This is a genomic window from Schlegelella aquatica (assembly GCF_026013905.1).
GTDB classification, from domain to species: domain Bacteria; phylum Pseudomonadota; class Gammaproteobacteria; order Burkholderiales; family Burkholderiaceae_C; genus Caldimonas; species Caldimonas aquatica.
In genome coordinates, this window is record NZ_CP110257.1 from 2,163,005 (window position 1) to 2,176,223 (window position 13,219).

Annotated in this window: 14 protein-coding genes and 1 tRNA gene; all 15 read right to left on the bottom strand. The window is 65.5% G+C overall.

Annotation, left to right across the window (positions count from 1 at the left end):
* Window positions 1–3 precede the first annotated feature (3 nt).
* Window positions 4–2,034, bottom strand: coding sequence for an NADH-quinone oxidoreductase subunit L (nuoL, locus tag OMP39_RS09790; protein WP_264891540.1), 2,031 nt, complete (start codon window positions 2,032–2,034; stop codon window positions 4–6).
* A 19-nt stretch (window positions 2,035–2,053) separates the two neighbouring features.
* Window positions 2,054–2,362: an NADH-quinone oxidoreductase subunit NuoK gene (gene nuoK, locus OMP39_RS09795; protein WP_264891541.1), complete on the bottom strand. Its 309-nt coding sequence runs from the start codon at window positions 2,360–2,362 to the stop codon at window positions 2,054–2,056.
* Window positions 2,359–3,012: an NADH-quinone oxidoreductase subunit J gene (locus tag OMP39_RS09800; RefSeq protein WP_264891542.1), complete on the bottom strand. Its 654-nt coding sequence runs from the start codon at window positions 3,010–3,012 to the stop codon at window positions 2,359–2,361. Before OMP39_RS09800 ends, nuoK begins: the two co-directional genes overlap by 4 nt.
* Before the next feature lie 54 nt (window positions 3,013–3,066).
* Window positions 3,067–3,564 carry an NADH-quinone oxidoreductase subunit NuoI gene (gene nuoI, locus OMP39_RS09805; protein WP_264891543.1) on the bottom strand — a complete coding sequence of 166 codons (498 nt, stop codon included), beginning with the start codon at window positions 3,562–3,564 and terminating at the stop codon, window positions 3,067–3,069.
* 26 nt (window positions 3,565–3,590) lie between these two features.
* Complete coding sequence (gene nuoH / locus OMP39_RS09810; RefSeq protein WP_264891544.1) at window positions 3,591–4,655, bottom strand: NADH-quinone oxidoreductase subunit NuoH; 1,065 nt, start codon at window positions 4,653–4,655, stop codon at window positions 3,591–3,593.
* A 16-nt stretch (window positions 4,656–4,671) separates the two neighbouring features.
* Complete coding sequence (gene nuoG / locus OMP39_RS09815) at window positions 4,672–6,987, bottom strand: NADH-quinone oxidoreductase subunit NuoG (RefSeq protein ID WP_264891545.1); 2,316 nt, start codon at window positions 6,985–6,987, stop codon at window positions 4,672–4,674.
* 14 nt (window positions 6,988–7,001) lie between these two features.
* Window positions 7,002–8,345, bottom strand: coding sequence for an NADH-quinone oxidoreductase subunit NuoF (gene nuoF / locus OMP39_RS09820; RefSeq protein ID WP_264891546.1), 1,344 nt, complete (start codon window positions 8,343–8,345; stop codon window positions 7,002–7,004).
* Window positions 8,345–8,842, bottom strand: a complete 498-nt coding sequence (nuoE, locus tag OMP39_RS09825) for an NADH-quinone oxidoreductase subunit NuoE (RefSeq protein ID WP_264891547.1) — start codon at window positions 8,840–8,842, stop codon at window positions 8,345–8,347. The genes nuoF and nuoE overlap by 1 nt, the downstream gene beginning before the upstream one ends.
* Window positions 8,839–10,092 carry an NADH-quinone oxidoreductase subunit D gene (locus tag OMP39_RS09830; protein ID WP_264891548.1) on the bottom strand — a complete coding sequence of 418 codons (1,254 nt, stop codon included), beginning with the start codon at window positions 10,090–10,092 and terminating at the stop codon, window positions 8,839–8,841. The genes nuoE and OMP39_RS09830 overlap by 4 nt, the downstream gene beginning before the upstream one ends.
* A 13-nt stretch (window positions 10,093–10,105) precedes the next feature.
* Window positions 10,106–10,702, bottom strand: coding sequence for an NADH-quinone oxidoreductase subunit C (locus OMP39_RS09835; protein ID WP_264891549.1), 597 nt, complete (start codon window positions 10,700–10,702; stop codon window positions 10,106–10,108).
* Window positions 10,703–10,712: 10 nt separating this feature from the next.
* On the bottom strand, window positions 10,713–11,189 hold the full coding sequence (locus OMP39_RS09840; RefSeq protein ID WP_264891550.1) for a NuoB/complex I 20 kDa subunit family protein: 477 nt from the start codon (window positions 11,187–11,189) through the stop codon (window positions 10,713–10,715).
* A gap of 16 nt (window positions 11,190–11,205) precedes the next feature.
* A complete protein-coding gene (locus OMP39_RS09845) occupies window positions 11,206–11,565 on the bottom strand; it encodes an NADH-quinone oxidoreductase subunit A (protein ID WP_264891551.1) in 360 nt (119 codons plus the stop codon).
* 207 nt (window positions 11,566–11,772) lie between these two features.
* Window positions 11,773–11,857, bottom strand: a tRNA-Leu gene (locus OMP39_RS09850).
* 154 nt (window positions 11,858–12,011) lie between these two features.
* Complete coding sequence (secG, locus tag OMP39_RS09855; protein WP_264891552.1) at window positions 12,012–12,398, bottom strand: preprotein translocase subunit SecG; 387 nt, start codon at window positions 12,396–12,398, stop codon at window positions 12,012–12,014.
* 45 nt (window positions 12,399–12,443) lie between these two features.
* Window positions 12,444–13,190 carry a triose-phosphate isomerase gene (gene tpiA / locus OMP39_RS09860; RefSeq protein ID WP_264891553.1) on the bottom strand — a complete coding sequence of 249 codons (747 nt, stop codon included), beginning with the start codon at window positions 13,188–13,190 and terminating at the stop codon, window positions 12,444–12,446.
* Between the last annotated feature and the right edge of the window lie 29 nt (window positions 13,191–13,219).

Genomic DNA, 13,219 nt, shown 5'->3' on the forward strand with positions numbered 1-13,219 from the left:
CGCTCAGCGGATCAGAAAGCCCTGCAGGAACGTCCGCAGGTACGGCCACAGTTGCCAAGTCGTCAGGGCGAAGATGCCAACGATCATGACCAGCGCGTAGTGATAGATGTAGCCCGACTGGAACAGGCGCACCACTGACGCCGCCCAACCCACCACGCGGGCCGAGCCGTTGACCACGAGCCCATCGATGAGCCCGACGTCGCCGCCCTTCCAGAGGCCCCGTCCGAGCAGGCGCGCACCCGCGGCAAAGACGTTCTCGTTGATCCAATCCATGTAGTACTTGTTTTCCATGATGCGGACGAGCCAGCCCAGCCGTTGGCGCAGCAGGGCCGGAATCTCGGGCTTCTTCATGTAGAAGACGTAGGCGACCACGACGCCGGCCAAGGCCAACCAGAACGGGGGCAGCGTCAAGCCGTGCAGAGCCATCGCCACCGCACCGTGGAAGTTCTCGGCCAACTCGGCCATGGCGGGGTGCTTGGCCGCGTCCACGAAGATGGCGTCCTTCAGGAAGTCGCCGAAGAGCATCGGCTGGATCGTCAGGAAACCGATGAACACCGAGGGCGCCGCCAGCAGCAGCAGCGGGGCGGTGACGACCCAGGGCGACTCGTGCGGCGTGTGATCCTCCTCGCCGTGGTGGCCGTGGTCGTCGGCCGGCGGGAACGGCTTGTGGTGGAACCGCTCCTGGCCATGGAAGACCAGGAAGTACATGCGGAACGAGTAGAAGGCCGTGACGAAGACGCCGACCACCACCGCGAAGTACGCGAACCCCGCCCCGGGCAGATGACTGGCGTGGACGGCCTCGATGATCGAGTCCTTCGAATAGAAGCCAGAGAAGAACGGCGTGCCGATCAGCGCGAGCGAGCCAATCAACGAGGTGATCCAGGTGATGGGCATGTACTTGCGCAGGCCACCCATGTTCCGGATGTCCTGGTCATGGTGCATGCCGATGATCACCGAGCCCGCCGCGAGGAACAGCAACGCCTTGAAGAACGCGTGCGTCATCAGGTGGAACACCGCCACCGAGTAGGCGGACACGCCGAGGGCCACCGTCATGTAGCCGAGCTGAGAAAGCGTCGAGTACGCGACGACGCGCTTGATGTCGTTCTGGATGATCCCGAGGAAGCCCATGAAGAGCGCCGTGATCGCGCCGATCACCAGCACGAAGTTGAGCGCCGTGTCCGACAGCTCGTACAGCGGCGACATGCGTGCGACCATGAAGATGCCGGCCGTCACCATCGTCGCCGCGTGGATGAGCGCAGAGATGGGCGTCGGGCCTTCCATGGAGTCGGGCAGCCACACGTGCAGCGGGAACTGGGCCGACTTGCCCATCGCCCCGATGAACAGACAGATGCAGATGACGGTGATCAGCATCCAGTCGGTACCCGGGAACGTGAGGCTGCCGAGCTGGCCCGCCTTGGCGAACGTCTCGCCGTAGTTGAGCGTGCCCGCGTACGCGGCGATCAGGCCGATGCCCAGAATGAAGCCGAAGTCGCCCACCCGGTTGACGAGGAAGGCCTTGAGGTTGGCGAAGATCGCGCTCGGGCGTGTGTACCAGAACCCGATCAGCAGGTAGGAGACCAGGCCCACCGCCTCCCAGCCGAAGAACAGCTGCAGGAAGTTGTTGCTCATGACGAGCATGAGCATCGAGAACGTGAACAGCGAGATGTAGGCGAAGAAGCGCTGGTAGCCGGGGTCGTCCTCCATGTAGCCGATGGTGTAGATGTGCACCATCAACGACACGAACGTGACCACGCACATCATCATCGCGGACAGCCCGTCGATCAGGAAGCCGACCTCCATCTTGAGGCCACCGACCGTCATCCACTCGTACACGGTGGCGTTGAAGCGCGCGCCATCCACGGCGACGGCCTTGAGCACCATCGCCGAGATGATGAACGACACCAGCACGCCCAGGATCGTGATCGCGTGCGCCCCTCGCCGGCCGACGTACTTGCCGAACAAGCCCGCGACGATCGCCCCCACCAGCGGTGCCAGCGGCACCGCGACCAGCATGTTCTGAGAGAGTTCTGCCATGTTGTTGTGCCTGCTCGGCTCAGCCCTTGAGTGCGTCCAGCTCGTCGACGTTGATCGTGGAGCGGTTGCGGAACAGCACGACCAGAATGGCCAGGCCGATCGCAGACTCGGCAGCCGCCACCGTCAAGATGAAGAACACGAACACCTGTCCCGACATGTCGCCCAGGTAGTGCGAGAAGGCGACGAAGTTCAGGTTGACGGCGAGCAGCATCAGCTCGATCGCCATCAGCAGCACGATCAGGTTGCGCCGGTTCAGGAAGATCCCGATCACCGCCATCGCGAACAGGATGGCGCCGAGCGACAGATAGTGTCCCAGGGTGAGCGTCATGCTTGGCCTCCGGCCGAGGAATTCGGAGTCGTGGCGGGCGCGGCGCCAGCGGCAGCGGTCTCGGCCGGCATCCTCACGACGCGCAGCCGGTCGGCCTTGCGCACCCGGATCTGCACCGCCGGATCCACATAGCGGGAGTCCTTGCGCTTGCGCATGGTCAGCGCGATGGCCGCGATGATGGCCACCAGCAGCAGCACCGCGGCGATCTGCAGGGGATAAAGGTACTGGGTGTAGATCTCGATACCGAGGAGCTTGGTGTTGCCGAGCTGGGCCTGCTCAGGCGTGAGCTGCGGAGCGTCGCTCAGCCGGAAGCCGCCGAGGAGCACCACGGCCATCTCGAGCGCGATGACGACGCCGATCAGACCGGCCAGCGGGAAGTGCTTCCAAAACCCCTGTCGCAGTGCGTCCACGTTGAAATCGAGCATCATGACGACGAAGAGGAACAGCACCATCACAGCGCCGACGTAGACCAGCACGAGCGAAATGGCGAGGAACTCGGCCTTGAGCAGCATCCACACACACGCGGCATTGAAGAACGCGAGCACGAGGAACAGCGCCGCATGCACGGTGCTGCGGGCGGTGATCACGCGAAAGCCTGCGAACAGCAGGATCGCGGAGAACACATAGAACAGCGCGGTCTTGGTATCCATGTCTTTCTCGGGTTGTCGGGCCGCTCGGCGGCGGCCGGTCGGCGCACCGGGCGCTCAGCGGTACTTGGCGTCGGCCGCCTTGCTGGCCGCGATCTCCTTCTCGTAGCGGTCGCCGATCGCCAGCAGCATCTCCTTCGTGAAGTACAGGTCTCCGCGCTTCTCGCCGTGGTACTCGAAGATGTGCGTCTCGACGATCGAATCGACGGGGCAGCTTTCCTCGCAGAAGCCGCAGAAGATGCACTTGGTCAGGTCGATGTCGTAGCGCGTGGTCCGGCGCGTACCGTCGGCGCGCACGTCCGATTCGATGGTGATGGCGTAGGCCGGGCAGACCGCCTCGCACAGCTTGCAGGCGATGCAACGCTCCTCACCGTTGTCGTACCGGCGCAGCGCGTGCAAGCCGCGGAAGCGAGGCGACAGCGGAGTCTTCTCCTCCGGGAACTGCACCGTGATGTGCGGAGACAGGAAGTGGCGGCCGGTGAGGGCCAACCCCTTGAACAGTTCCGTCAGCATGAAGCTGTTGAAGAACTGCTTGATGGATGCGACGGCAGACATCTCGTAAGCCTCTCAGACGGTGCGGATCACTTCCAGATGTTCCAGGGCGACTGGATCCACAGGCCGACCACCACCAGCCACACCAGCGTGACCGGGATGAAGATCTTCCACCCCAGGCGCATGATCTGGTCGTAGCGGAAGCGCGGGAAGGTGGCCCGCACCCACAGGAAGACGGTGACGAGCACGAAAGTCTTCAGGCCCAGCCAGATCCAGCCGGGGATCCAGTTGAACAGCGCGCTGTCGATCGGCGGCAGCCACCCCCCGAGGAACATGATCGACGCGAGGGCCGACACCAGGATCATGTTGGCGTACTCGGCCAGGAAGAACATCGCGAAGGCCATGCCCGAATACTCGATCATGTGGCCAGCGACGATCTCCGACTCGCCCTCGACCACGTCGAACGGATGACGGTTGGTCTCCGCGATGCCGGCGATGAAGTAGACGAAGAAGATCGGCAGCAGGGGCAGCCAGTTCCAGGACAGGAAGTTCAGGCCCCGGTCCGCGAACCAGCCCCGGTCCTGCGAGAGCACGATGTCGGTCATGTTGAGGCTGCCGGCCACCATCAGCACGACCACGAAGGCGAAGCCCATCGCGATCTCGTAGGAGACCATCTGCGCGGAGGCCCGCAGCGCGCCGAGGAAGGCGTACTTCGAGTTGGACGCCCAGCCGGCGATGATGACGCCGTAGACCTCCAGCGAGGTGATGGCCATCAGGAACAGCAGGCCCGCATTGATGTTGGCCAGCGCCACCTCGGGACCGAAGGGGACGACCACCCACGCCGCGAGGGCGGGCATGATGGTCATCACCGGCGCGAGGAAGAACAGACCCTTGCTGGCCGCGGTCGGCGCGATGATCTCCTTGAAGATCAGCTTGACCGCATCGGCGATCGGTTGCAGCAAGCCGGCGGGGCCGACCCGGTTGGGGCCGGGGCGCACCTGCGTCCAGCCGATGGCCTTGCGCTCCCACAGGGTCAGGTAGGCGACGCAGATCATCAGCGGCAGGACCAGCGCCACGATCTTGATGAGGTTCCAGACGACCGGCCAGGCCGGGCCCAGCGTGCTCTGTCCGTAGGTGGTCAGGGTGTCGAGCATGATGTGGCGTCCTCGCTCAAGCCTTGGTCACGTCGATCGGTCCGAACATGGCGCCGAGCCCCGCCGTGGCGGGATGCCCGGCGGGCACGCGCACACAACCGGCTGCCAAGCCGGGCTCCAGGCGCGCCGGCAGCACGGCCGAGGCATTGCCCTGCACGAGGCGCACGGCATCGCCGTCGCGCAAGCCGAGGCGCTGCCACAAGTCGGCCGGCAACGCGGCCACCGGGGGCAACGCGTCACGGGTCAGTTGCAACGAGTGCGCCCGGCGCACGATGGCGTCGGCCGAATAGATCGGCACTTCGGCGACGCGCTCCAGCCCGCCAGCCGCCGGCGCGGCCGCGAACGGCTTGAGCGGCGCTCGGTTGTCCAGGCGATGGGCCAGTTGTTCGGGGTCGCCGAGCGCCTGGGCCCGCACTTCCTCCGAGGTTTCGAAACCGAAGCCCTCCAGCCCCATCATCGTGCCGAGCACGCGCAGCACCTTCCAGGCGGGACGGGTCTCGCCCTGGGGCCTGACGACGCCGTAGAAGCTCTGCACGCGCCCCTCGGCATTGACGAAGGTGCCGGATGTCTCCGAGAACGGCGCGATGGGCAACAGCACGTCGGCATACTCGACCGCGCGGGTGCGGAACGCCGTCATGGCGACCACCATCTCGGCCCCTTGCACCGCCTGCAGGGCCTGGGCGGGATTCGCCGCATCGAGTTCGGGCTCGACGTTGAGCAGCAAGTAGGCTCGCAGCGGCTGCGACAGCATCTGGCCCGCATGGAGCCCGCCGGGGCCCGGGCGGGCGCCCGCCAGTTGCGCGCCCACCGTGTTGGCTGCCTCGGTCAAGTAGCCCACCTGGGCGCCGGTTTGCTCGGCAATCCAGTTCGCCAAGCCGAGCAACGCGGAAGCCTGCGGATGCTGGGCGGCGGCATTGCCGAGCAGGATCGCCTTGCGCTCGCCGCCGAGCAGCGACTTGGCCACCGTGCGCGCCACGTCGTCGGCCTGCGCCTCCACAGGCGCGGGCACCCCGCGCTCGGTCGCGACGGCCGCAGCGATGGCCGCCAGCGCTTGGGGCCAACGGCTGGGCGCCACCGTCGTGCGGCTGGCCAAGGGCATCAGCCAGTCGTCTTCGACCGCATGCAGCGCGTGAATCTGGGCACCGTGCTTGGCGGCCTGTCGCAGCCGCTGGGCAAAGAGCGGATGGTCCTTGCGCAGGAACGAGCCCACCACCAGCGCCCGCTGCAGCGTCGACAATGCCGCGATCGGCATGCCGAGCCAGCGCACCGCCGCCGTGTCTTCGAACTCGGCGTGGCGGGTGCGGAAGTCGATGTTCTCGCTGCCCAACCCGCGCACCAGGCGAGCGAGCAGATGCAGCTCCTCGAGCGTGCTGTGCGGCGTGACCAGCGCGCCGATCGCCTTGGCGCCGTGCTGGGCCTTGATCTGTTGGAGACCGTGGGCCACGTACTCCAGCGCAGTCTGCCAGTCCACGGCCTTCCATTGACCGCCCTGTTTCAGCATGGGCGCCGTCAGTCGCTCGTCGCTGTTGAGCGCCTCGTAGGAGAAGCGGTCACGGTCGGCCAGCCAGCACTCGTTGACCTCCTCGTTCTCGTACGGAACGACGCGCATCACCTTGCTGCCCTTGACCTGCACGATCAAGTTCGCACCGGTGGAGTCGTGCGGGCTCACCGACTTGCGACGAGAGAGCTCCCAAGTCCGGGCCGAGTAGCGGAACGGCTTGCTGGTGATGGCGCCGACCGGGCACAAGTCGATCATGTTGCCGGAAAGCTCCGAATCGACCGTGCCGTTGATGAAGGTCGTGATCTCCGAGTGCTCGCCGCGGTTGATCATGCCGAGTTCCATCACCCCGGCGATCTCCTGGCCGAAGCGCACGCAGCGGGTGCAGTGGATGCAGCGCGTCATCTCGGCGAGCGACAGCAGCGGGCTCACCTCCTTCGGCATCACGACGCGCTTTTCCTCGGTGTAGCGCGAGGAAGAGCCGCCGTAGCCGACCGCGAGGTCCTGCAACTGGCATTCGCCGCCCTGGTCGCAGATCGGGCAGTCGAGGGGGTGATTGATGAGCAGGAACTCCATCACGCCCTGCTGGGCCTTGATGGCCTTGTCGCTCTTGGTGCGCACGATCATGCCCTGCGTGACCGGTGTCGCGCAGGCCGGCATGGGCTTGGGCGCCTTCTCCACGTCAACCAGGCACATGCGGCAGTTGGCCGCAATGGAGAGCTTCTTGTGGTAGCAGAAGTGCGGAACGTAGATCCCCGCCTTCTCGGCCGCATGCATCACCATGCTGCCTTCGGCGACCTCGACCTTCTTGCCGTCGATTTCGATTTCAACCATCTTGGGTCAACCCCTCAGACGTAGGCCGGGACCTGGCAGGTCTTGTGTTCGACGTGATAGGCGAACTCGTCGCGGAAATGCTTGAGCATCGCCCGCACCGGCATCGCCGCCGCGTCACCCAGCGCACAGATGGTGCGCCCCTGGATGTTGTCGGCGACGGAATTCAACAAGTCCAGATCCTCGGGACGGCCGCGGCCGTTCTCGATGCGTTCGACCATGCGCCACAGCCAGCCCGTGCCTTCGCGGCACGGCGTGCACTGCCCGCAAGACTCGTGCATGTAGAAGTACGACAGGCGCAGCAGCGACTTCACCATGCAGCGGGTGTCGTCCATCACGATGACCGCGCCCGAGCCGAGCATCGAACCGGCCTTGGCGATGGCGTCGTAATCCATCGTGAGGTCCATCATGATGTGGGCGGGCAGCACCGGGGCCGACGAGCCGCCCGGGATCACGGCCTTCAGCTGGCGCCCTTTGCGTACGCCGCCGGCAAGCTCCAACAGCTTCGAGAATGGCGTGCCGAGCGGGATCTCGTAGTTGCCGGGGCGCTCGACGTCGCCCACCACCGAGAAGATCTTGGTGCCGCCGTTGTTGGGCTTTCCGATCTCCAGATAGGCCTGCCCGCCGTTGCGGATGATCCAGGGGACGGCGGCGAACGTCTCGGTGTTGTTGATCGTCGTCGGCTTGCCGTAGAGGCCGAAGCTCGCCGGGAACGGCGGCTTGAAGCGCGGCTGGCCCTTCTTGCCTTCGAGCGATTCGAGCAGTGCGGTCTCCTCGCCGCAGATGTAGGCGCCGAAGCCATGGTGGGCATGCAACTGAAAGCTGAAGTTGCTGCCCAGGATGTTCTGGCCGAGATACCCGGCCGCCCGTGCCTCCTCCAGCGCCTCCTCGAAGCGCTCGTACACCTCGAAGATCTCGCCGTGGATGTAGTTGTAGCCCACGGTGATGCCCATCGCGTAGGCGGCGATCGCCATGCCCTCGATGACGATGTGCGGGTTGTAGCGCAGGATGTCGCGGTCCTTGCAGGTGCCCGGCTCGCCCTCGTCCGAATTGCAGACCAGGTACTTCTGCCCCGGGAATTGACGGGGCATGAAGCTCCACTTGAGGCCGGTCGGAAAGCCGGCACCGCCGCGACCGCGCAGAGCCGACGCCTTGACCTCGGCAATGACCTGGTCGGGCGTCATGCCCGGGCTGCCATCCAAGCCGAGCACCTTGCGCAGCGCCTGGTAGCCCCCGCGCGACTCATAGTCCTTCAGGCGCCAGTTGCGGCCGTCCAGACCGGCGTAGATCTGCGGCTGGATGTGCCGACCGTGAAAGCACGTCTCGTTGCCGGTGGCTTGGAACTTGGAGAGATCCAGCATCACTTGCCCCCCTGCTTCGCGGCGGCGCGCAGCTCGTCGACCAGGGCGTCGAGGCGCTCGGGCGTCATGTAGCTGCACATCTGGCGGTCGTTGACGAGCATCACCGGGGCGTCCGCGCAGGCCCCCAGGCACTCGCACTCGTGCACGGTGAAGAGCCCGTCGGCCGTCGTCTGGCCGAGTTCGATCCCGAGCTTGGCGGCCAGATGCTCGGCCGCCTTCTTGCCGTCGCGCAACTGGCACGGCAGATTGGTGCACACGCTCAGCTTGAACTTGCCGACCGGGCGCTGGTTGTACATGTTGTAGAAGGTCACCACCTCGTGCACCGCGATGGGCGGCATGCCGAGGTAGTCGGCGACCTCCTTCTCGGCCTCCGGAGAGACCCAACCCTGCTCCTGCTGGACGATCGCCAGGCACGCCATCACGGCCGACTGCTTCTGATCGGCCGGGTACTTGGCAACCTCCCGCGCGAAGCGCTGCTTGGTGGCTTCCGAGATCATCGATCAATCTCTCCGAACACGATGTCCATGGTGCCGATGATGGCGACGGCGTCGGCGATCATGTGGCCGCGGGACATCTCGTCCATCGCAGCCAGGTGCGCGAAGCCGGGGGCGCGGATCTTCAGGCGGTACGGCTTGTTCGCGCCGTCGCTGACGATGTAGATGCCGAACTCGCCCTTGGGATGTTCGACGGCCGCGTAGGCTTCGCCCTCCGGCACGTGGAAGCCCTCCGTGAAGAGCTTGAAGTGATGGATCAGCTCTTCCATGTTGGACTTCATCTGCACGCGCGAGGGCGGCGCCACCTTGTGGTTGTCGGTGATGACCGGGCCGGGGTTCTTGCGCAGCCAGTCCACGCACTGCTTGATGATCCGGTTGGACTGGCGCATCTCCTCGACGCGCACGAGATAGCGGTCGTAGCAGTCGCCGTTGGTGCCCACCGGCACGTCGAACTCCACTCGGTCGTACACGTCGTACGGCTGCTTCTTGCGCAGATCCCAGGCGATGCCCGAGCCGCGCAGCATCGGTCCGGTGAAGCCCAGGTTGAGCGCGCGCTCGGGGGTCACGACACCGATGCCCACCGTGCGCTGCTTCCAGATGCGGTTGTCGGTGAGCAGCGTCTCGTACTCGTCGACGTGCTTCGGGAACCGGTTGGTGAAGTCCTCGATGAAATCGAGCAGCGAGCCCTGACGGTTCTCGTTGAGCTTGGCCAGCGCCTTGGCGTTGCGGATCTTCGAGACCTTGTACTGCGGCATCGAGTCCGGCAAGTCGCGGTACACGCCGCCCGGGCGGAAGTAGGCTGCATGCATCCGCGCACCGGACACCGCCTCGTACATGTCGAAGAGGTCCTCGCGCTCGCGGAAGCAGTAGATGAGCATGTTCATCGCGCCGCAGTCCAGACCGTGCGCACCGAGCCACAGCAGGTGGTTCAAGAGGCGCGTGATCTCGGCGAACATCACCCGGATGTACTGCGCGCGGATGGGCACTTCGATGCCGAGCAGGCGCTCGATCGCGAGGCAGTACGCGTGCTCGTTGCACATCATGGACACGTAATCGAGACGGTCCATGTACGGCAGCGACTGGATGTAGGTGCGGGTCTCGGCGAGCTTCTCGGTGGCCCGGTGCAGCAGGCCGATGTGCGGGTCGGCGCGCTGGATCACCTCGCCGTCGAGCTCGAGCACCAGACGCAGCACGCCGTGAGCAGCCGGGTGCTGCGGACCGAAGTTGAGGGTGTAGTTCTTGATCTCTGCCATCGTCGCCTCGGCTTCAGTGCAGGCCGCCGTAGTTCTCTTCGCGGATCACGCGCGGCGTGATCTCGCGCGGCTCGATCGTCACGGGCTGGTAGATCACGCGCTTCTGCTCGGGGTCGTAGCGCATCTCCACGTGACCGGTGATCGGGAAGTCCTTGCGGAACGGGTGGCCGATGAAGCCGTAATCGGTGAGGATGCGGCGCAGGTCCAGGTGGCCCTCGAAGATGATGCCGAACAGGTCGAAGGCTTCACGCTCGTACCAGTTGGCGGCATTCCAGAGGTCGTTGATCGACGGCATCACGGGCCACTCGTCGTCGGGGCAGAAGCAGCGCACCCGCAGGCGCCAGTTCTGGCTCACGGACAGCAGGTGCACCACCACCGCGTAGCGGGGCCCCTCGTAGCGACCGTCTCCGTAGGTGGAGTAGTCCACCCCGCACAGGTCGATCATCTGTTCGAAGGCCAGTTCGGGGTGATCGCGCAGCGTGCGCATCACCTCGAGATAGTCGCCGGCAGCCACCGTGGCCGTCAGCTCGCCTTTGGCCAGCTTGACGCTCTTGAGCTTGTCGCCCAGCACGGACTGCAGCCGGGTCTGCAGGGTGTCGATCTTGCTCATGAACCCTTCCTCAGCGGGCGATCGTGTTTTCGCGGCGGATCTTGGCTTGCAGCTGCAAGATGCCGTAGAGCAGCGCCTCGGCGGTGGGCGGGCAGCCGGGCACGTACACATCGACCGGCACGATGCGGTCGCAGCCACGCACGACCGAGTAGCTGTAGTGGTAGTAGCCGCCGCCGTTGGCGCACGAGCCCATCGAGATCACCCAGCGCGGCTCGGCCATCTGGTCATAGACCTTGCGCAGCGCCGGCGCCATCTTGTTGCACAGCGTGCCGGCGACGATCATCAGGTCCGATTGCCGCGGGCTCGGACGGAACAGCATGCCGAAACGGTCGATGTCATAGCGCGACGCGCCGGCGTGCATCATCTCGACGGCACAGCAGGCCAGGCCGAAGGTCATCGGCCACAGCGACCCGGTCTTCGACCAGTTGACGAGCTTGTCGACCGAGGTTGTGATGAAACCTTGCTTGAGAACGCCTTCCATGCTCATCGCGGTGCTCCTCGCGTCATTCCCAGTCCAGGGCACCCTTCTTCCACTCGTAGACGAAGCCCACGACGAGAATGCCCAGGAAAATCATCATGGCCCAGAAGCCCGCCGGACCGATCTCGCGCAGGGCCACGGCCCACGGAAAGAGAAAGGCGATCTCGAGGTCGAACAGGATGAACAGGATCGCCACGAGGTAGTAACGCACGTCGAACTTCATGCGCGCGTCTTCGAACGCCTCGAAGCCGCACTCATAGGGCGAGTTCTTCTCCGGATCCGGCTTGCGCGGACCGAGGATGAAGCCGAGCACCTGGGGCGCGACGCCGACCGCAGCGCCGACCAGGATGAAGAGGATGACGGGGAGGTACTGGTCGAGGCTCATGTTCTTGAACGCGTGGCTCGAGTGGGTTGGCTGCGCGAAAGACTACAGAGATCCGGCTCGCCCGGGCAAAAATAAAGCGCGCTGTCTTCAGCGGAAACACACCGCTGCCCAGCACGCCCACTTTTCCCTTGCGGTTGCCCCTTCAGACCACTTTCAGGGCGCCCGATGCGACCCCCGGAGACGGCCGCACCGATGAATCGAAATCCTTGGTGCCGACGGCGAGACTCGAACTCGCACAGCTTTCGCCACTACCCCCTCAAGATAGCGTGTCTACCAATTCCACCACGTCGGCATCACGGACCTGCTGAGATGGCTCAAGGAGAACTCGCTCCCAGGAGCCGCCCCTCAGGCCGGGGCACTCGGTTTGCGTGAGGGTCTTGCTTACCGAGCAGCCTTGAATTCTAACTCGAAAAAACCCTTATCTCAATCAAAAACTGGCTCGAGCCTCACTGCGTGGGAATCTGAGCCGCGCCGGAGGCCGGGGGCTGGGCCGGAGCCGCAGGCGCAGCCGGGATCTGGGCGGCACCCGAGGCGGCAGGCGCAGGCTGGGCTGCGCGTTCCAGCACGCTCGCACCGCCTTCGGGAGCAGCCGAGCGGGAATACGACAGGTAAGCCAGGGCCAGCGTGCACACGAAGAAGATCGTCGCGCACACAGCGGTGGTGCGTGAAAGGAAGTTGGCGCTGCCCGTCGCGCCGAAGAGGCTGCCAGAAGCGCCGCTGCCGAAGGAGGCGCCCATGTCGGCACCCTTGCCGTGCTGGATCAGCACCAGGCCGATCATGGCCAGCGCGGTGAGCATCTGCACCACGAGGATCAGGGTCGTCAGAAACTGCATCGAAGATCTCCGAAGGAATACGTATGGATGAAGGGTCGAGGGGCTTCAGGCTGCGGCGCGGCAGATGGCGATGAAGTCCGCCGCCTTGAGAGACGCGCCCCCGATCAGGCCACCGTCGATGTCGGGTTGAGCGAACAGCGAGGCCGCGTTGTCGGGCTTCACGCTGCCCCCGTAGAGGATGCGCACGCCTTGCGCCGAAGACGCCGCCTCGCGCAGTTGCGCCCTCATCGCGGCGTGGACGGCCTGCGCCTGCTCGGGGGTGGCGGTGCGGCCCGTCCCGATCGCCCATACCGGCTCGTACGCCACGACGATGCGCACGAGGTCGGCCCCGAGGAGGTCGATGACCGCGCCCAGTTGACGGCGGACGACGGCCTCGGTCTCGCCCGCCTCGCGCTCGGCAAGCGTCTCGCCGACGCACACGATCGGCACCAGCCCGTGCCCCAGCGCGGCACGCGCTTTCAGGGCCACCAGTTGATCCGACTCGGCATGGTAGGCGCGGCGCTCGGAATGCCCCACGATGACGTAGCGGCACCCCACGTCGGCCAGCATCGCCGCCGACACTTCACCCGTATAGGCGCCCTGCTCGTGGACCGAGCAGTCCTGCGCGCCGGTGCCGATCGACGTGCCGCGCAACGCCTCGACGCAATCGGCCAGATAGGGAAACGGCGCGCACACCCCCACCTCGCAGGCGTAAGGCTCGGCGGCGCGCAAGCCGGCGAGCAACCCGGCGTTGGCGGCCCGGCTGCCATGCATCTTCCAGTTTCCGACGACGAGGGAGCGACGTTCAGACATGCGAGTTCGAATAGGCTGGGGTTGTTCTG